This is a genomic window from Sorangium sp. So ce367, assembly GCF_051520455.1.
Classification (GTDB): domain Bacteria; phylum Myxococcota_A; class Polyangia; order Polyangiales; family Polyangiaceae; genus Sorangium; species Sorangium cellulosum_B.
Genome location: NZ_CP150334.1, coordinates 5,465,560 through 5,484,398, shown reverse-complemented (window position 1 = coordinate 5,484,398; position 18,839 = coordinate 5,465,560). Strand labels below are relative to the sequence as shown.

The 18,839-nt window shown below is 71.3% G+C and carries 16 protein-coding genes; 7 read left to right on the top strand and 9 right to left on the bottom strand.

From position 1 onward, the window contains the following. Window positions 1–84: 84 nt before the first annotated feature. Window positions 85–1,029 carry a metallophosphoesterase family protein gene (locus tag WME97_RS20905; protein ID WP_437554272.1) on the bottom strand — a complete coding sequence of 315 codons (945 nt, stop codon included), beginning with the start codon at window positions 1,027–1,029 and terminating at the stop codon, window positions 85–87. Between the two features lie 117 nt (window positions 1,030–1,146). Further along, window positions 1,147–2,112 (bottom strand): formylglycine-generating enzyme family protein, encoded by a 966-nt coding sequence (locus WME97_RS20900; protein WP_437554270.1) that lies wholly within the window; start codon window positions 2,110–2,112, stop codon window positions 1,147–1,149. A gap of 258 nt (window positions 2,113–2,370) precedes the next feature. Here WME97_RS20900 and WME97_RS20895 point away from each other — a divergent pair, with 258 nt between their 5' ends. From WME97_RS20895 to fxsT, 3 genes are all read left to right on the top strand, one after another. Then, the gene (locus WME97_RS20895) at window positions 2,371–3,870 is read left to right on the top strand and encodes an SIR2 family protein (RefSeq protein ID WP_437554268.1); all 1,500 of its coding nucleotides are present in this window, start codon (window positions 2,371–2,373) and stop codon (window positions 3,868–3,870) included. Window positions 3,871–3,896: 26 nt separating this feature from the next. Beyond that, window positions 3,897–4,973, top strand: a complete 1,077-nt coding sequence (locus tag WME97_RS20890) for an ATP/GTP-binding protein (RefSeq protein WP_437554266.1) — start codon at window positions 3,897–3,899, stop codon at window positions 4,971–4,973. 147 nt (window positions 4,974–5,120) lie between these two features. Next, window positions 5,121–7,991, top strand: coding sequence for an FxSxx-COOH system tetratricopeptide repeat protein (fxsT, locus tag WME97_RS20885; RefSeq protein ID WP_437554264.1), 2,871 nt, complete (start codon window positions 5,121–5,123; stop codon window positions 7,989–7,991). A gap of 1 nt (window position 7,992) precedes the next feature. Here fxsT and WME97_RS20880 read toward each other — a convergent pair whose 3' ends face one another. The 4 genes from WME97_RS20880 to WME97_RS20865 all read right to left on the bottom strand — a co-directional run bounded on the left by WME97_RS20880 (window position 7,993) and on the right by WME97_RS20865 (window position 12,929). Further along, window positions 7,993–9,312, bottom strand: coding sequence for a pyruvate dehydrogenase complex dihydrolipoamide acetyltransferase (locus WME97_RS20880; protein ID WP_437554262.1), 1,320 nt, complete (start codon window positions 9,310–9,312; stop codon window positions 7,993–7,995). Between the two features lie 39 nt (window positions 9,313–9,351). After that, window positions 9,352–10,335, bottom strand: a complete 984-nt coding sequence (locus WME97_RS20875; protein WP_437554261.1) for a pyruvate dehydrogenase complex E1 component subunit beta — start codon at window positions 10,333–10,335, stop codon at window positions 9,352–9,354. Beyond that, complete coding sequence (pdhA, locus tag WME97_RS20870; protein ID WP_437554259.1) at window positions 10,332–11,309, bottom strand: pyruvate dehydrogenase (acetyl-transferring) E1 component subunit alpha; 978 nt, start codon at window positions 11,307–11,309, stop codon at window positions 10,332–10,334. The genes WME97_RS20875 and pdhA overlap by 4 nt, the downstream gene beginning before the upstream one ends. Window positions 11,310–11,507: 198 nt before the next feature. Beyond that, a complete protein-coding gene (locus WME97_RS20865) occupies window positions 11,508–12,929 on the bottom strand; it encodes a protein kinase domain-containing protein (RefSeq protein WP_437554257.1) in 1,422 nt (473 codons plus the stop codon). A 179-nt stretch (window positions 12,930–13,108) separates the two neighbouring features. Between WME97_RS20865 and WME97_RS20860 the strand changes: the two genes are divergently transcribed. Next, window positions 13,109–14,164, top strand: coding sequence for a hypothetical protein (locus tag WME97_RS20860; RefSeq protein ID WP_437554255.1), 1,056 nt, complete (start codon window positions 13,109–13,111; stop codon window positions 14,162–14,164). 117 nt (window positions 14,165–14,281) lie between these two features. Here WME97_RS20860 and WME97_RS20855 read toward each other — a convergent pair whose 3' ends face one another. Next, entirely contained in the window at window positions 14,282–14,854 is a 573-nt protein-coding gene (locus WME97_RS20855; protein WP_437554253.1) for a hypothetical protein, read from the bottom strand. 378 nt (window positions 14,855–15,232) lie between these two features. Between WME97_RS20855 and WME97_RS20850 the strand changes: the two genes are divergently transcribed. From WME97_RS20850 to WME97_RS20840, 3 genes are all read left to right on the top strand, one after another. Continuing rightward, complete coding sequence (locus WME97_RS20850; RefSeq protein WP_437554251.1) at window positions 15,233–16,078, top strand: M48 family metalloprotease; 846 nt, start codon at window positions 15,233–15,235, stop codon at window positions 16,076–16,078. 116 nt (window positions 16,079–16,194) lie between these two features. Continuing rightward, window positions 16,195–16,524, top strand: coding sequence for an FKBP-type peptidyl-prolyl cis-trans isomerase (locus WME97_RS20845; protein WP_012236426.1), 330 nt, complete (start codon window positions 16,195–16,197; stop codon window positions 16,522–16,524). Further along, a complete protein-coding gene (locus tag WME97_RS20840) occupies window positions 16,521–16,649 on the top strand; it encodes a hypothetical protein (RefSeq protein WP_437554248.1) in 129 nt (42 codons plus the stop codon). The genes WME97_RS20845 and WME97_RS20840 overlap by 4 nt, the downstream gene beginning before the upstream one ends. Here WME97_RS20840 and WME97_RS20835 read toward each other — a convergent pair. Together WME97_RS20835 and WME97_RS20830 are read right to left on the bottom strand one after the other, a co-directional pair. Further along, a complete protein-coding gene (locus WME97_RS20835) occupies window positions 16,639–17,826 on the bottom strand; it encodes a Stp1/IreP family PP2C-type Ser/Thr phosphatase (protein WP_437554246.1) in 1,188 nt (395 codons plus the stop codon). The genes WME97_RS20840 and WME97_RS20835 overlap by 11 nt on opposite strands. A 101-nt stretch (window positions 17,827–17,927) precedes the next feature. Beyond that, window positions 17,928–18,725, bottom strand: a complete 798-nt coding sequence (locus WME97_RS20830) for a hypothetical protein (protein ID WP_437554245.1) — start codon at window positions 18,723–18,725, stop codon at window positions 17,928–17,930. Window positions 18,726–18,839 lie beyond the last annotated feature (114 nt).

The window sequence follows — 18,839 nt, the reverse complement described above, 5'->3', positions numbered from 1 at the left end:
ACATCGCGCGCCCGCCTGGACGGTCCTGCGTGCGGCGGATGGATTGCGCGCGGCTCCGGTGGGGCGCTCGGCCGAGCGCCGAGCTCATCGCTCGGGGACCGGGACCTCGCGGAACGCGTCTTGACCCGGGACGAAGCGGTGCGACGTGATGCCCCCGATCGTCCCCGCGTCGTCGATCTCGTAGACATTGAACCCGGCCATCCGTTCGTCGCTGTCGTGAAGGAGCGAAGCGCTGGTGGCGCCCACGGCGTCGATGTGACCCCGCTCGGTGTGCAGCTTGCGGTGAATGCGCCGGTGCAGGTGCCCGTGCAGCAGCAAGCCGCGGCGCACCTGCCGCAGCAGCCGCCCCTCTGCCGCGGCATCACCCAGGCCTTCCAGCAACGTCTTCGCCCGGCTCGCCGGGTTATGGAAGGGGTGGTGCTGAAGCACGACCGGCGTTCGCCGCCGCACCTCCGGGTGCGCTAGCGCTCGCTCGAGCGCGCGCAGCTGGACCGGGCCGAGCCGCCCCGATGCCACCAGCGGGGGACGCGGCCAGGCGGTCGAGAGGCCGATGATCGCGACGGGCCCGCGCAGGTGCACGAAGGGGAACGCCGAGCCTCCGCCATCGCGGGTGGCCTCACCGTCGTCGCTCTTCCCAGGCGCGTCGAGGACGAGGTCGGAGCGCAGGTACGGCGCGAAGTACTGAGAGAAGCGCTGCGAGCGGTGCGCGCCCTTCGTGTACGCGTCGTGGTTCCCCGGGACGATGCTCACCCGCTCGGGCGGAAGACCGAGACCGCTCTGCAAGAAGTCGCGGACCAGGACGAACTCTCGTTCGAGCGCGAGGTTCGAGACATCGCCGGTGATGACGACGTGGTCCACGCCGAGCCGCCGTATCTCCCGCGCCGCTGCGTGCACCGCGTGCGGCTTGTGGATGGCGTGGCGCCGGAAGCGGAGGTTGAGGTAGCCCGTGAGACGCTTGTTCAGGAGCCGGAACGGGATGGCCCCCTCGAGGGAGAGGAGGTGCAGGTCAGAGAGATGCGCGATCCTCACGGGCGCAGTATGGGCTCTTCCGGCGCGGCGGCCAACCGCCGCGCGCCTCGGCCAGCGCAGCGGCCAACCGCCGCGCTCCTCGGAGCGCGCCTCGGCTCGAGCGTCGCCCGCCGCGGCTCAGGCGTCGCGCGCGCAGCGGAAGCCGCGCCACGCGCGGCGGCTGGTCGGCGAGTCGTGCCCCCGCGCGGCGCCACGCAGCCAGGGCCGACCCAGGATGTAGCTGCCGCCGCGCAGCACGCGCTCCTCCCCCATGTCGGGCCCCCGCGGGTTCTTCGCGCTGCCGCTTGGATACTCGGGATGGTAGTAGTCAGCGACCCACTCCTCGACGTTGCCGGCGAGGTCGTCGATGCCGTCGGGCGTGCGGCCGGCCACGAGCGATCCGACGGGCGCGAGCTCGAGGAAGCCGTCGCCGTCGTCGAGCTCGTCGAACGACAGCCTCCCGTGGTTCGCGTGGAATGGGTTGTAGACATGGCCCCAGGGGTAGCGGCGCCCGGCCACGCCCCGCGCCGCCCGCTCCCATTCGGCCTCGGTCGGCAGGCGACCGCCGGCCCAGACGCAGTAGCGCTGCGCGTCGCTCCACGAGACGAGCACCACCGGAACCTCGGGCCGATCGAACCGCTGCCCGCCGGAGGCATACGGAGGTTCGGCGCAGACGCCGGCGGAGACGCACCGGCGGTAGCTCGCGACGGTCACCTCGGTTCGGTCGATCCAGAAATCCGACAGGTACACCTCGTGGGGCACGAGCTCGTTCGCGAAGCTCGCCTCGGTCTCGTCGACGCACAGCTCACCGGCCGGCTCGAGCTTGCAGAGCGTCACCGCGTGCGCGATCTCGACCTCGCTCGATCCCATCATGAAGCTCCCCGCGCGCACGAGGACGGCAGGCGGACCGGGCGCGCGCAGCGCGACGACGCTCGCGGGCGAGCGCGCGGGCTGCCCCGCGGCGGCCGCCGAGAGCGCGGCCTCCGCCCGCGCCGGGAGGCGCGGGGCGCGCCGCGCGCGGGGGGGTGGAGCGGCCACGCCGGCCAGGGAGAACGCGACGAGCGAGGCCACCGTGGCCAGCGTGAAGAGGGCCGCCGGACGCATGTCGGAGACGTAGCATGCTCCAGCCTCGCGGACTGTTTCCGCCTCTTCCGACTTCGCTCGATGCGACGGTCGGTCGTCTCGGACGTGATGACCCCAGCGGGCCGCCTGGTCGAGCGTTCGACCCTGCGCCGCGCGGCGCACTTTTGCGGCGCACTTTTGCGGCGCGTCGCGCGTCGCGCGTCGCGCGACGAAGGCGAACCGCGCGACGCGCCGCAAAAGTGCGCTGCGCGCCGAGGAGCGATAGACTCGAGGGGCTCGATGTCAACCCTTATGGACAACGCGAACACGGTGAGCGCGGAGGTCGATGCCGCGGTGATCGAAGCGCTGCATGAGGCGCTCGAGAGCGGAGAGCTCGTGCTCTTCGTGGGGGGAGGCATCTCGGCCGCGGCCGGGCTGCCGACGTGGCGTCAGCTCGTGGACCTGCTCGTCGAGAGGGTGCGCGAGCAGACCAGCGACGAGGTCGCGATCGCCGAGGTCGCGTCCCTCGCGCGATCGCAGCGCTACAGCGAGGCGCTGGGCGCGGCGGAGCAGGCGCTCGGCCCAGCGGAGTTCAACGCGTTCGTCGAGGATGCGCTCGACGACGAGGGGCTCGAGCCGCCGCGGATCGCGATCGCGATCGCCGCGCTGCGAGACAAGCTGCGCGCCGTGCTCACCACGAACCTGAACCACCTGCTCGAGCGCGCCTTCGGCTTCGAGTGGGACACCATGTGGCGCGTCACCGACGAGGTCGCGTGGCGGCGGCGGTTCATCCTCAAGCTGCACGGCACGCTGAAGGAGCCGCACAGCTGGGTGTTCGCGCGCGAGCGCTTCCTCGCGTCGATCGCGCCGCCCGACGTGCGCAAGTCGCTCACGACCGTGCTCTCGCGGTGCCCCGTGCTCTTCATCGGCTTCGGGCGCGCCGACGGGAACTTCGACGAGATGCTGGCGGACATCCACGCGCTCTCGGGCGCCTCGCCGCCGCCCCGCTTCGTCATCGCCCCGGGCTCGAGCCTGACGCCGCTCCGCCGCAAGACGCTCGCGGACATGGGGTTCCTGCTCCTGCCTTACGACACCCCCGACGGCAGCCACGACCGGGTGCTCGCGATCCTGGAGCGCACGTGCGCGCCCCGGCCGCGCGCGATCACGTCGCGCGGCCGCTCGATCCTTCCGCCCCCGATCCCCGATCTCGAGCTCCCGCCCTCGTCGTCGCCGCTCGGCGCGCCGTACGATCTCCCGCCGGACTCGGCCGCGTACGACGACACGGTCACGATGACGGGGGCGCTCGGAGCGTCGCGGCGCGAGCGCGTCTCCGAGCCTCCGGCGAGCCCGATCGAGGTCTTCTTCTCGTACTCGGAGAGCAACCGCGAGCTGCGCGACAAGCTCGAGACGCACCTCGCCATCCTCAAGCGGAAGGGCGTCATCCGCGGCTGGCACGACGGCGAGATCGGCGCTGGCGAGGAGCGCGACACGGCGCTGGCCGAGCACCTCGAGACCGCGAAGGTCATCCTCCTGCTCATCAGCGCGGACTTCCTCGCGTCGGACTTCTGCTACGACGTCGAGATGCAGAAGGCGATCGAGCGCCACGAACGGGGTGAGGCGCGCGTCATCCCCGTCATCCTCGACGCCTGCGACTGGGAGGGCGCGCCCTTCGGCAGGCTGGGCAGCTTGCCGCGGGGCGGGCGCCCGGTGACGAGCTGGGTCAACCAGAGCGAGGCGTTCACGGACATCGCAAAGGGCATCCGAAAGCAGGTCGAGCAGCTCACCCAAAACCCCTCCTGAGCTCACCGAGCGCCGGCGCCCAGCCGGTGAGCCATTCAGAGGTGCCACCGCCGCCCGGGATCTGGAGCGTCCCCGCGTCGACCAGCCGGAACCTGGCCGCGCGCGACGATCTGCTCGCCGAGATCGGCGCCGCGCTCGCCAGGCGCGGCGTGGCGCCGCTCTGCGGGCTCGGCGGCACCGGCAAGACGAAGCTCGCGATCGAGTACGCGTACCGCAACGCCGGCGCCTACGACACCGTCTTCCTGATCGACGGTCAGAGCCAGGCGACGATGGACGCCTCCTTCGTCACGCTCGCCGCGGAGATGAGGCTGCCCGAGCACGAGCAGCTGGATCCCGCTCGCGCGGTTGGCGTGGTGCGCAGCAAGCTCGGGCGCCGCGGTCGCTGGCTCCTCCTCTTCGATGGCGTGCGCGACCCGAGCGAGGTCGAGCCCTACATCCCGAGCGTCTCCCACGGCGGCCACATCCTCACGACGTCGCAGAACCCTATCTGGCGCGGTCTCGCGACGGTGAACGTCCGCGGCATCGAGCGCGCCGAGTCGGTGCGCTTCCTGCTCCAGCGCACGGGCGAGACCGACGCGGAGTCGGCCGACGCGCTCGCAGAGGAGCTCGGCGATCTGCCGCTCGCCCTGGCGCAGGCCGGCGCTTACATCGAGGAGACCGGACGCCCGCTCGCGGAGTACCTCGCCCTGTTCCGGCAGCGGCCGGCCGCGCTCCTGGAGCGCCCCGTCAGCTTCCCGGTGACGGTCGCGACCGCCTGGGAGAGCTCGCTCGCGGCCGTGTTCAGCCACCAGGCAGCGGCGGAGCTCCTCAGCTTGTGCTCGTTCCTGCCGATGGACGCGATCCCTCGGCGGTCGCTCGGCGAATACGATCCGCTCGCGCTCGACGACGCCATCGCGATGCTGCGCCTGCACTCGCTGATCGAGGTGCGGCCGCACGCGCTCAGCGTCCACCGCCTCGTGAAGATCGTCGTCCGCAACCAGCTGCGGCGGGACGATCGGCGGCGATGGATGGAAGCGGCACGCCGCATCGTTCAGGCTTCCGGCCGGATCTCCCCGAGCACGGAAGAGGAGCGCGAAGGTAGGACGGAGCCGGAGTCGGGGTAAGGCAAGCCCCCCACGAGACGATGGAGGTTCGACCCGCATGTACCCGCCGAGAGCGACAACTACCGTCTCTTCCTGGGTCTTTTCCGACCGCGTATTCTCGTTGCGCGTCAGGTCCGTCGTGAGACTTTAAGGCCCGCGAGAGGAACTATGGTTGCCTTGGCGACGAGCCCCGCCGATGTGTTCTTCTCCTACTCACCGAGGGACGAGGACCTGCGGCCCAAGATCGAGACCCACCTCGACGCGCTGAAGCGGCAGGGGGTCATCCGGAATTACCAGGGCTTCGCGCTCGGCGGAGGGAGGGAGCGGCGAGAGGCGACCGCGGCGAGGCTGCGCGAGGCGCGGGTCGTGCTGCTGCTCGTGAGCGCGGATTTCCTCTCCACCGACGCGTGGCTCTCTCCGGAGATGCGAGACGCGATCGCTCGCCACGAGTCCGGCGAGTGCCGGGTCATCCCCGTGATCCTGCGGCCCTGCGCCTGGGAGAAGACGCTGCTCGGCGAGCTGCAGCCGCTGCCGAGCCGCGCGCGGCCCGTGACGAGCTACCCCAACCAGAGCGAGGCGTTCACGGAGATCGCGAAGGGGATCCGGAGCGCCGTCCGCGAGACGGAGCCGCCGACGCAGCGGCCGACCGCTCGAAGGCCGTCGAGCTCGCCCGACGCGGAGCCTCACATCAAGAAGCTGCCGCCGCGGAACCCGGGCTTCACCGGTCGCGACCAGCTCCTGAGCGAGCTGCGGAGCACGCTCACCACGGGGGGGCCCGCTGCGCTCACGCAGTCCATCAGCGGCCTCGGCGGCGTCGGCAAGACGCAGCTCGTCGCCGAGTACGCGCACCGGTACGCGAGCCAGTACAGCGTCGTCTGGTGGATCCGCGCCGAGGAGCCGGCCACGGCGGCCGAGGACTTCGCGCGCCTCGCCGCGGCCCTCGACCTGCCAGAGCAGAACGAGGCCGACCAGCGGATCGCGATCGAGGCGGCCCGGTCGTGGCTGTCGCGCAACGACAGGTGGCTCCTCATCTTCGACAACGTGAACGACCCGCAGGACGTCGCCCCGTACCTCCCGCACCCGCGCACCGGGCACATCCTCATCACCTCGCGCAACCCGAGCTTCCGCGGCATCGCCACCCCGCTCACCGTGCCGGCGCTCGATCGCGCCGACTCGGTGAAGTTCCTGCTCGATCGGGCCGGGCAGAGCGACGCGCGCGCCGCGGAGAAGCTCGCCGAGACGCTCGGGGATCTCCCCCTCGCGCTGGTGCAGGCGGCGGCGACCATCAAGGAGACGGGCTCGTCCATCGCGACCTACCACGCCGCCTTCGGTGATCACCAGCGCGGGCTCCTGCTCCGCGGCATGCCGATGGACTACCCGACGCCGATCGCCACGACCTGGGGCCTCGCGTTCCAGGAGGCGCAGCGCTTCTCGCCCGTCGCGGTCGATCTCTTGAGCCTGTGCGCGTACCTGGCGCCCGATGACATCCCGCGCGAGGGCCTCGCCGACGCCGCGCCGCACCTGCCGGCGGCGCTCGCGGAGGCGCTGAGCGATCCGCTGATGCTCGACGAGGCGGTCGCCGCGCTCCGCCGCTACTCGCTCATCGACGTGCACGAAGGCGCGCTCTCCGTGCACCGGCTCGTCCAGGCGGTGGTCCGCGATCGCCTCTCGCCCGAGGACCGGAAGGTGTGGGCCGAGGCGGCGGTCCGGCTCGTCGACCACGCGTTCCCGGAGAGCAGCGACGAGGTGGAGACGTGGCCCTTCTGCGCCCGATGGCTGCCGCACGCGCTCGCCGCGGCGAGCCAGGCCGAAGCGCACGACGTCGCGCGGGAGGTGCGCGGGCGGCTCCTCGCCCGGTTCGCCGTCTACCTGCAGGGGCGCGCCGCGTTCGCGGAGGCGAAGGGGTACCTGGAGCGGGCGCTCGCGCTCCACGAGGCGGTGTTCGGCCACGACGATCCGAAGGTCGCGGCCGTGCTGCGCAGCCTCGGCAGCGTCCTCCACGACCTCGGCGATCTCGGCGGCGCGCGGGCGCACCTGGAGCGCGCGCTGGCCATCGACATCGCGAGCTTCGGCCCCGATCACCCGGACGTCGCGCGCGACGTGAACGACCTCGGCAGCGTGCTCATGGATCAGGGCGATCTGCCGGGCGCCCGCAAGCACCTGGAGCGCGCCCTCGCCATCGACGAGGCGACGTACGGCCCCGACGATCCGAGCGTCGCGATACGGCTCAACAACCTGGGCGCCCTCTTCCGCGACCTCGGCGACTTCGCGGGCGCGCGCGTGCACCTCGAGCGGGCGCTCGCGATCGACATCCGCGCCTACGGCCCGGACCACCCGACGGTCGCGATCGGGCGCACGAACCTCGGTCGGCTGCTCCACGATCTCGGCGACCTCAAGGGAGCGCGCGAGCAGTTCGAGGAGGCGCTCAAGATCGATGAGCACAGCTACGGCCTCTACCACCCGCGCTTCGCGCTCGCGCTGAACAACCGCGGGCGCGTGCTGCGCGATCTCGGAGACCTGGCCGGGGCGCGCGCCGACTTCGAGCGGGCGCTCGCGATCGTCGAGGACACCTACGGGCCGGATCACCCGGACGTGGCGCGCGACATCAACAACCTCGGCAGCGTGCTGCGCGACCTCGGCGATCTCGAGGGCGCGCGCGCGAACTTCGCGCGCGTGCTGAAGATCGCCGAGGCGACCTACGGCCCGGACCACCCGGCGGTGGCGATCGGCTGCAACAACCTCGGCAGCGTGCTGCAAGCGCTCGGCGAGCTGCCCGGGGCGCGCGAGCAGCTGGAGCGCGCGCTCGGGATCGCGCAAGCCACGTACGGTCCGGATCACCCGGTCGTGGCGAGCATCGTGAACAACCTCGGGCGGGTCTTGCAGGCGCTCGGCGATCTGTCGGGCGCGTGGCAGCAGATCGAGCGCGCCGTGGCGATCGCCACGAAGGCGCTCGGGCCGTCGCACCCGTCCGTGCAGATCTTCTCGCGGAACCTGGCGCGCCTCGGCGACGCCCTGGGGAGCAGCGCCGAGGCGACCTGAGCTAGCCGATCAGGATCTGCGTCGGGTGCTCCAGGAGCTGGCGCAGGACCTTGAGGAAGGTCGCGCCGACCGCGCCGTCGACGACGCGATGATCGCAGGAGAGCGTCATGCTCAGGCGGCGGCCCGGCACGATCTGCTCGCCGCGCACGACGGGCTCGCGACGGACCTGGCCCACGGCGAGGATCGCTCCCTCGGGCGGGTTGATGACGGCGCCGAAGTTGTCGATCCCGTACATGCCGAGGTTCGAGATCGAGAACGTGCCGTTCGCCATCTCCTCGGGCCGCAGCTTCTTCGCCTTGGCTCGCCCGGCGAGCTCGCGCACCTCGGCCGCGATGTCGAGCACCTGCTTGCGATCGACGTCGCGCACCACCGGCGTGACGAGGCCCTCGGGGACGGCGACCGCGACCGAGATGTCGACGCGCTGGTGAACGAGGATCGCGTCCGGGGTGAACTGCGCGTTGCACTCCGGGACGCGCACGAGCGCGATGGCGCACGCCTTGACGAGGAGATCGTTGAAGCTGACCTTGGCCGGCTTCTCCCCCTCGGCGGCGGTCGCCGCGAGATCCGCGTTGATCTGCTCGCGAAGCGCGTTCAGCGGATCGGCGTCGACGTCGATCGACAGATAGAAGTGCGGGACCGTCTGCTTGGACTCGGTGAGGCGCCGGGCGATCGCCTTGCGCATCATGCTGAGCGGCCTCACCTCCGGCGCAGCGAGCTCGCCGGGGGCGGTCGCCTTGGCCGCCCCGGCGGCCGGCGCCGGCTTCAGCCCATCGAGGTCGCGCGCGACGATGCGCCCGCGCGGACCGCTGCCGGCGACGCTGCTGAGGTCGAGCCCGCGCTCTCGGCCGAGCTTCCGCACGTAGGGCGACGCCTTCACGCGTCCGTTCGACGACGGCTGCGGCGCGGCCGGCTGCGTGGGCGGCGAGACCGCCTCGCCGCGCGCCGCGGGCGGCGGGCTCGTCACGGGCGCGTCGCCGCCGGCCGGCGGCGCGGGGCGCTCTCCCTTGGGCTGAGCCTCCGCCGCGCTCGGCTTCGCCGCGGCAGCGCCGCCGCTCCCGCCGGCGAGGGCGCTTACGTCCTCGCCCGGGGTGCCGATGATCGCGACAGGCTGGCCGAGCTGAACCACGCTGCCCGCAGGCACGAGGATCTTGAGCAACGTCCCTCGATCGAAGGACTTGTACTCCATGGTCGCCTTGTCGGTCTCGACCTCTGCGAGCAGATCGTCGATGTCGATCGCGTCGCCTTCCTTCTTGTGCCAGGCACTGATCTGCCCCTCCTCCATGGTCGGGGACAGCTTCGGAAGTTCCAGAACCTTCGCCATGGGTCTATCAACCTTGATCGGGGATGTGGGTCCGCTCAGTCAGCTTTTGTAAAGAACGCGGTGAACATTTTCGATGATCCGCGACGCCTGCGGGATCACGTACTGCTCCAGCCGCGCGTTGTAGGGCATCGGGACGTCGAGCGTCGTCGCGCGCAGCACGGGCGCGTCCAGGTCGTCGAACGCGAGCCGCTGGATGCGATCGGCGATCTCCGCGCCGACGCCGCCGTACGGCCAGCCCTCGTGCGCCACGACCGCGCGGTGCGTCTTCGTGACGCTCTTCACGATCGTCTCCTCGTCGAGCGGGCGCAGCGAACGCAGGTCCACGATCTCCGCGCTGATGCCCTCTTTCTCCAGCTCCGCGGCCGCCTCGAGCGCGACGTGCACCATCCGGCTCCACGCGATGATCGAGACGTCGGTCCCCTCGCGCACGATCGAGGCGACCCCGATCGGCACGATGAAATCCGGGTCGTCGGGCACCTCGCCCTTCACGCCGTAGAGCGTCTCGCTCTCCATGAAGAGCACCGGGTTGTCGTCCCGGATCGCCGACTTCAGGAGACCCTTGGCGTCCGCCGGCATCGCGGGCGCGAGGACCTTGAGGCCGGGGACGTGCGCGTAGAAGTGCTCCATGGAGTGCGAGTGCTGCGAGCCGACCTGCTTCGCCGAGCCGTTCGGCGCCCGCAGCACGAGCGGGATGCTGAGCTGCCCGCCGGACATCTGCCGGAGCTTCGCCGCGTTGTTGAGGATCTGGTCGAACGCCACGGCGGAGAAGTTCCACGTCATGTACTCGACGATCGGCCGGAGCCCGACCATCGCCGCGCCGATCGAGATGCCGGTGAACCCGCTCTCGGTGATGGGCGCGTCGATCACGCGCTTGCTCCCGAACTTGTCGAGCATCCCCTCGGTCACCTTGTAGGCGCCCTGGTAGTGCCCGACCTCCTCGCCGACGAGGTACACCCGCTCGTCGCGCTCCATTTCTTCGACCATGGCGGCGCGAACCGCCTCACGGAATCTTAGGACGGTCATCGCGCAAAAGGTCCTGCATAGGTTGTGGGCTCGAGCACCTCGGGCCCGGGTTCGGGGCTCTCCTCGGCGAAGCGGATCGCGTCGGTGATCTCGTCTTCCACCTCTTTCTCGATCGCCTCGAGGGCGGCCTTGTGGCCCTTCTCCTCGAGCTCGATGCGCGAGCGAAGGAGCACGTCCTTCTTCTTGCGCTCGTCGAGCTCCTCCTTCGTCCGGTACTTGCCGGGATCGCTCATCGAGTGGCCCCGGAAGCGGTACGTCCTGATCTCGACAAGCGTCGGCTCCGAGTTCGTGCGCGCCCGCGCGACGGCCTCGGCGAGGCGATCACGCACCTGGAGGACGTGCTCGGAGTTGAAGCGATCGCGCTCCATCCCGTAGGCGAGCGCCTTGAGCGAGACGTCCTCGACCGAGAGCGTCCGGGAGAGCGGCGTGCCCATCGCGTACTCGTTGTTCTCGCAGACGAACACGATCGGCAGCTTCCACAGCGCCGCGAGCGACATCCCTTCGTGGAAGTCGCCGATGCTCACCGCGCCCTCGCCGAAGAACACCATCGAGACCCGGTCCTCGCCGCGGTACTTCGACGCGAACGCGGTCCCGACGGCGATGGGGATGTGCCCGCCGACGATGCCGTAGCCGCCGAGCATGTTGTGCTCTTTGTCGAAGAAGTGCATCGAGCCGCCGAGCCCCTTCGAGCACCCGGTGACCTTGCCGTAGAGCTCGGCCATCGCGGCGCGCGAGCTCATCCCGCGGGCGAGCGCGAGCCCGTGATCGCGGTAGGTGGTCATCACGTAGTCGTCGGGGCGGAGCGCCGCGGAAGCGCCGACGGCGATGGGCTCCTGACCGATGTACAGGTGAAGGAACCCGCCGATCTTGCTCTGCGCGTACGCGCGGGCCGCTTCTTCCTCGAAGCGGCGTATCTGAAACATCTTTCGGTAGAGCGACAGATGGAGATCGTCGCCGTTTGTCAGGGTAGTCATCGCGGGGATCTCAAGGGGCAGAACAGCAATTCAGACAGTCGCTAGGGCAGCGATCGGCGTAATTCCAGGGCCTCTCCGGAGCTTGCGACGGACCCAGCGAGGCGCTTGACGTCGGCCGTGCAGGACAGCGACGGTGCTTACTCGGGCTCCTTTACGGGAGTTTTTTCCGCGTGACAACGCATCCGCGATGTCACCCGTTCAACGCGCAGCAGCATCGGCACCACCGGCGTCCTGCGTGCCGGGCTCTGTGGTCTCTGGCACGTCGAGATCGTCGGTCTCCGGTGTTCCGGCGTCCGCGCCTTGCTCGTCCTCGGGGAGCGCGGTCGGCACGGGCGAGGTCGTGGCGCTGCCCGGCGCGCTCGCGCTGGGCTCCGCGGCGCTGGGCTCCGCGCTGACCGTCGCGCGCGCCGTGGTGTCGGCGGGGTCGTGCTTCGGGCGCGCAGGCCGCGTCGACGGCGCAGGGCGCGGTCGGGGCGCGGTGGCGGCCGACGAGGCGATCGGCGCTGCTCCGACGGCGGGCTCCTCGGCGGGCGCGTCTGCAGATCGCAGCGCGGTGTGGAGGAGCAGCGCGGCCGTGGCCACGACCACGGCCGCGCCCACGGCGATCTGCCCCGCCTTCCGCTCGCGGGGAGGGAAGTCGGCGTCGAGCGGATCTGCGCGCACCGCCGCTGGCTCGGCGGGCGGCGCCGGCGTCGCCGTGACGGCGCTGTCCAGCATCCGCCTCGGCATCTGGCTGGAGGCGGCCCACTCGAGGCTGTTCGCGAACGCGGCGCCGAACTCGTCGCAGCTCGGGTACCTGTCCTCGGGTCTCTTCGACAGCCCGCGCGCGAGCACCTGATCGAGCGACGGGGGGAGGCCGAGCTCCTTCGCGATCGGCGGCGGCTCGTCGCTCGCGATCTTCGAGGCGACCGAGACAGCGTCGTCGCCCGGGAACGCGCGGCTCCCCGAGATCGCCTCGTACATGACGGCGGCGAGCGAGAACTGATCGCTCTCGGGCGAGAACTTCCCGACGCGGAACGTCTCCGGCGCGCTGTACGCGGGCGTCCCCATGAGCCCTCCCTGGTGCGTCAGCGTCGAGTCCGGGATCCGCGCGATGCCGAAGTCGGCGATCTTGCCGCCGTTCGCGGAGAGGATGATGTTTTCCGGCTTGATGTCGCGGTGGACGATGCCTGCCCGGTGCGCGATCGTGAGCGCCTCGCCGAGCTCGCACGCGAGGCGCGCCGCCTGGGACGCCGAGAGCGGCCGCTCGAGGAGGTGCTGCTTGAGCGTCGGCCCCTCGACGTACTCGAAGACGAGGTAGAGCCCGAAGTCCGGGTCCTCGCCGACGTCGTGGAGCGTGACGAGGTTCGGGTGGGTCACCCGGGCTGCGGCGCGCGCCTCGTGGCGCATCCTCACGATGAGCTGCTCGCGGACGTCGCGCGGGATGCGCAGGTCGTCGCGCAGGTGCTTCAGCGCGACGTCGCGATCGAGCAGCGGATCGTGCGCGAGCAGCACGCGCCCCATCGCGCCCTCGCCGAGGAGGCGCTGCACGTGGTAGCGGCCGAGGGCGGCGGGCAGCACGGAGCTATCGCTCGGCTGTGCGAGCGCGCCGCCGCCATCGGAGGACGAGGATCGAGGCACGTCGCGTCGGTTCTATCCGGCCGGCGGCCCCGGCGGAAGGCCTGGCCGGCGTCTCGCTTCCGGTTATGCTCTGCCGCAGCGCGCCCCGGGTCCACGAGCGGCGCTTGCGGTTCTGCGGAGGCGGTTCCCGCAGGGGCCTGGCGGCGCGCAGCATCCCAGAGAGGGCGCAGCGAGCACAGATGAGCACCGAGAGCGCGTCGAAGCCGGTCCAGGTCGCCGGAGCTACGAAGAAGCGAGGCAAGGCCAAGTACATCGTGCTCGTCGGCCTCGTTCTCATCATCGTCCTCGCCCAGCAGACCGGGCTCCTCGGCTTCGGCGTGGCGCACCTCCGCGCCGCGACCTTCCCGAGAGACGAGTCGCTGCTCGAATATGTCCAAGGCAACGTCCCCGGCGTGGTGATCGTCGACCCTCACCAGATCGACCTGCAGGCGCTCGGCGCGGAGGGGGGCGCGGTGCGCCTGCACATCGAGCGCACCCGTGACGACATCAAGAAGGCGACGGGCGTCGATCTCGGGTTCGACGTCGACAAGCTGGTCGTCGCCCCGTCGCTCGTGGTCGCGCGCGGGCGTTTCAACGAGCAGAAGCTCGCGGAGCGACTGGCGACGCACAGCTACGTCCAGGCAGAGTACAAAGGCGTGAAGTACCTGCTCCGCGCCGGCGAGGACGCGATCGCCGTGCGCGACGGGTCGATCCTGCTGTATGGCGCCGAGCCGGACATCCGCGCGAGCATCGACGCCGAGGAGGCGGGGACGTCGCTGGCGAGCCGGGACGAGGCGACGTCGCGCCTCGCGCACATCGGGTGGGCTCGTCCCCTCCTGGGCGTCGCCCTCCTTTCCGAGAGCAAGCCGAGCCTCCGCGCGATCCTGACCGGCTCCACGGGCCCGCGCGCTGTCACCGTCGGCGTCGCGACGAAGGGCGGGCTCTCGGCGACCGTCGCGATCGACGCCGCGTCGGCCGAGGCGGCCGAAGAGCTCCGGAAGCTCCTCGAGGAGAAGCGCGCGAACGTCGATGCGCTGAAGGCGCTCGTTGGCCCGGAGTCCGGGGCGGCGCTCGTCGAGATCGCGAAGCGCGCCACCCTCGCGGTGGAGCCGGGCGCCGGCCGGCTGACGGTGCAGGTGGAGGTGCGCCCCGAGGAGCTCGAGCTGCTCGCGAAGGCCGGCCATGCGGCGGCAGGCTCGCTCGGGGATATGTACAAAAATGTGCGGCTGCTTCAGCTCCTCGCGCCGGGCCCGTGAGGCCGTCGTCTGAGCGGAAGGCGCGCTCGGCCCGCATCGAGGTGGGCACAGCTGTGCGCGACGGCAGCGCCGCTCATGTCGAGCTGGAGCGGCCGGCGGTGCGTCCCTGGTCGAGGCTCAGGGCTCGGCGCAGCGCGGGCACCGCGCCTCGACCCGGTCTGTCGCGCTCTTGACCCGGGCGCGTGCGGAATCGCACCGCTGGTCCGCATCGCCTGCGAGCCCGCAGAGGTGCTGCGCCGCGCGGCTCATGGACGCGAGCGCGCGGCACGCGGTTTCGCACGGCGGCGCGGACGTCGGCTCGGCCTCGATCTTCTTGGCCGGGGGCTCGCCGCCGGCGGCCGTCGCCCGCGGTGACGGCGCGGCTCGGCTGTCGGGTACGCTCGGACTCGGCGGTGAAGTCGCCGGCGGCGGCGCTCCCGGCTGCGCCGCTTCCGCCACGGCCCGGCCCTCGTCGCGCTGCGCGGGCGCGCCGATCGCCTGATCGAGCTCGTCCTCCGCGCGCTCGAGCTCCGCGAGCGCATCATCGGCCGTCTCGACGGCGCTTCCCTTGTGCGGCGACATCGAGGTCGCGCCGGCGGGCTCCGGCGCCACCGGGGCTTGCGCGACGGAGGCGCCGCCGCAGCCAGAGAGCGCGGCGGCGCTGATCCACAGGGTGGCGGCGGCGGCAGACCAGGCACGGTGTCTGTTCATCGGTCCTCCTGCGCCTGACGCCCGGCGCCCGGCTTTCGGCTCATCGCGGCGCCGCGGCGTGCGCCACGGACCGCGACCGCGCGACGAGATCTTGCGCGCGGTGCGGCGAGGTTGACCCGCTCGCCGTGCGCTATGCTCGCGGCGATGAATCTGCTTCGACCGATCGGCGCCCTCGTTCTGGCTCTCGGACTGGTCGCAGGCTGTCAGCGAGGCAGCTCGCGCCGGCCTGCGTCTCAGCCGTCGTACGGCCAGGCCTATCCTCCGTACGGCGCGCCCCAGCAGGGTGCTCCTCCACAGCAGCCCGGGTACCCGCAGCAGCCCGGGTACCCGCCGGCGCAGACCGGGCCTGTGCCGGCGCCTACCTTCAACGTGCCCACGATGCCGGGGCTGCCTGTGCTCGGCGATCCCATCAACGACATCAACGTCAGCTGGCTCCAGTCCGAGGCCGGCGTCGTCATGGGCGCGTTGATCGGCGCGCTGCCGGCGGCCTCGCAGCAGAAGGTGAGGGGCATCCCCTTCATCGCCGATCCGACGGTGGGCGAGGTGAACGCGTTCGCCGGCTGTGACGACCAGCGGATGCCGTTCATGGCGATCACCGATGGGCTGCTCGAGGTCGAGGCGCAGATCGCGCAGTTCAAGGCGACCGACGAGGTCTTCGGGACGAGGAAGCTCGACGAGTTCCTGCGGATGCTCGCGCAGCGGCAGCGGCCTGGGCAGCCGATCGTCCGGCCGCCGGTGGGCTTCGTCGATCCGGTGCAGCACACGGACGCGCGCAAGGTCGAGCGGCAGCGCCAGCTCTACCACGAGCAGCTCGCGTTCGTTCTCGGCCACGAGCTCGGCCACCATCACCTCGGGCACACGGGCTGCGCGAACGGGCAGGGGGGGAGCCGGGGCGTCACGCCCGCGGATCTTGGGCGGATGCTGTCGCGCACGCTCCCCATCTTCAACCAGCCGAACGAGATCGCGGCGGACGTGGCGGGCGTGAACAACCTGCTCGCCGCTGGCGCGCGGCAGCAGGGGTACCGATGGACCGAGGGCGGCGCGATGCTCACGCTCGGCTTCTTCGCGTCGCTCGATCAGCTCACGCCCGCCACGATCCTGTTTGCCTTCGAGCAGACGCACCCGCACCCGCTGCTGCGGCAGCCCGTCGTCCAGCAGACCGCCAACACCTGGCGGATGACCGGAGGCGCGCCCGTGTTCACGTTCCCTGGTTTCGGCGGCTGAGCCACGATTCCACGGGCGTCTTTGCGCTCGCGGGCGCTCGTCCGGAGGGCTCATCTGCTGCTTCGGCTTGACGCGACCGTGCAGCGCTCCTCCCATCGCGCCGAAAGGAGTCGACCATGCAAGCAGAGCTCGGGATCGAGGACCTCAAGGAAGGCACAGGCGCGGAGGCGAAGCACGGCCAGCTCGTGACGGTGCACTACGTCGGCACGCTGACCAACGGCGACAAGTTCGACAGCTCGCGCGACCGCGGCCAGGGATTCTCGTTCAAGCTGGGGGCCGGGCAGGTGATCAAGGGATGGGATCAGGGGGTCGCCGGCATGAAGATCGGCGGCCTCCGCAAGCTGACGATCCCGCCGGAGCTCGGCTACGGCGCTCGCGGCTTCCCGCCCGTGATCCCGCCGAACTCGACCCTCGTCTTCGAGGTCGAGCTGCTCGCGGTCAAGTGACGTGCGGCGTCGGCCCGCGGCGTCGGTCGCTGCTCGCGACCGGCGCGCAGGCCGACGCCGCCGGCGCGCAGGTCGACGCCGACGCGGCCGACCCGAGCGCGCCCGCGGCGCGGCTCACGGCTTGATGGGGGCGCCACACTCGACGCAGAACCGGTTGCCGATGAAGAGCTCGTGCTTGCAGTGCGCGCACCGCGCGACCCGCACCTCGGTCGCGCGTTTTGCGGGCTTCGATGGCGGGGCTTCCTTCGCGGGAGGCCTCGCCGCCGTCGTCACCGCGGTGTAGCGACCGGAGCCAGCGGCGGCCCGCGAGCGCCGATCCGTGAGCGGCGCGGCGGCCATGCGCGCCACCGTGCCTGGCGCGCTGTGGGCCTGGCTCCGCAGGCTGCTGTCCGCGATGGAGTGGACCTGCTGCGCCGCGACGTCGAGATCGACCTCGTCGACCTGGAGCTGTCCCTCGTGGACCGCCGCGGGCGGAACCGTCTCGCCGAACTCATCGACGTGGAGGGGCCGCGTGTCGTCGAGCTCGGCGCTGTTCGGTTGCCGCTCGTCCTGCGCGTCGAGCTGGATGCGGACGATCAGCGCCGAGATGTTGTCGGTCCCGCCCGCCTCGTTGGCCATCTCGATGAGGAGCTCGCAGGCCTCGTGCGGATCCTGGGTGACGTCGAACACATCGAGCATCTGCTGCTCCGAGATCATCCCGCTCAACCCGTCCGAGCAGAGCAGGAAGACGTCGCCGGGCTGGGTGTGCTCCGAGCGGATGTCGACCTTCACGGCGTCCTTCATGCCGAGCGCGCGCGTGATGATGTTCTTCGGGAGCCTCGCCAGCTCGTCCTGGCTCAGGTCGGGCTTGAGCGCGAGGGCGTCGTTGATGAGCGAGTGGTCCTTCGTGAGCTGCTCGATCTCGCCGTGTCGGATCCGGTAGCAGCGGCTGTCGCCGACGTGCCCGACGTGGATCTGCTCCGTTTCGCACGACACGTAGGCGGCGACCACCGTCGAGCCCATGCCCTGGTGCTGGGTGTACGTGTTCGAGATGACGAACACATCGTGGTTCGCCTTGCGGATCGCCGCGACGACGCGCCGTGCTTCCGGATCGAGCTCCTGTTCGTCGGCCGGGACGGGGCCTGGCAAGCTGCCGGCGCGGGTCGCCTCGAAGAAGTTGTCGAGCGACTTGGTCGCGAGCGCGCTGGCGACGTTGCCCGCGTTGTGCCCGCCCATGCCGTCCGCCACGACGAAGAGGCCGAGCTCGGACTTCACGAGGATGTTGTCCTCGTTGTGCTTTCGCTGGCGACCTACGTCGGTCACGGCAGCCGCGACGGGTCGGGTGCGGCTGCTCGTCCTGAACTCGCCCATTCGCGGCAGATTATACCTGCCCCTCGCTCTGGACCGCCCACATTCCGGCTGCTTTAGCGGCGGGCTGCTCCCTGGGAGCCGGTCGCTTGAGCGGCGATCCTCGGTGACGTACCGGCCGAGGCTGCCGGTGGTCGCGTGCCCCGGGGTAGGGGATCCAGCGCGAGGCGCACACCGAACTGGAAGAATCCGTAAGCCGTGGGGTCGGAACCCTCGTCAGGGCGGGAGAGGTAGGTGCCGGCGTCGAGCTCGGCGAACACGCCGACGCCAAGGATCGGGGCCGGGTAGAAGTCGGCGCCCAGCGCGATGCGGGCGACATCGAGACCGTGGAACACACGATCGGTCGCTGTCGAGCCGGCCGCCGAGGCCTCCGGCGATGTGAAGACCGTTCGCCGGTACCCCACGCCGTAGCTGATCCAGGGGTCTACCGCGATCCCCTGGGCGACGTGGTAGACGAACCCTAGCCCCAGGTCGAGGCTTCGGCCGGAGCAGTCGCTGCAGCCTGCCGCTGCCGGGAGCAGGGTGTAGGAGCCGCTTGCTTCCAGGACGGTCACGCGGCTCAAGCCGATGCCGAGGTTGGCGCCGAAGGCGAACCCGCCCGAGACCGTGTCGGTGACCGGTTGACCGGCGGCCATGCCGCCGAAGGGCTGGCTGTACCCGGCCCGGCCCTGGAGCAGAAGGTGTCCGCTTCGCTCGTCGGGCCCGGCGGGGCGCTTCACCCCGGCTTCCGGTCCGGCCTCCTCTTCTTCCTCGGCTGCGGCCGTCTCCTCGGCTGCGGCCGTCGTCTGATCTGCGGGCTGGGCGAGGGCCTGGTTGGCCGAGAGCACCCAGCCCGCTGCCGCCACGCCGAGCATCGGCGCGGTCCACCTTGTCGAGCGCGATCTCACGAACGGCCTCTAGAACAGCGCGGTCCAGAGCGCAAAGGGGGCGCGTGCCGACGAGCAGGAATGTCGTCCGGGCGACGCAAC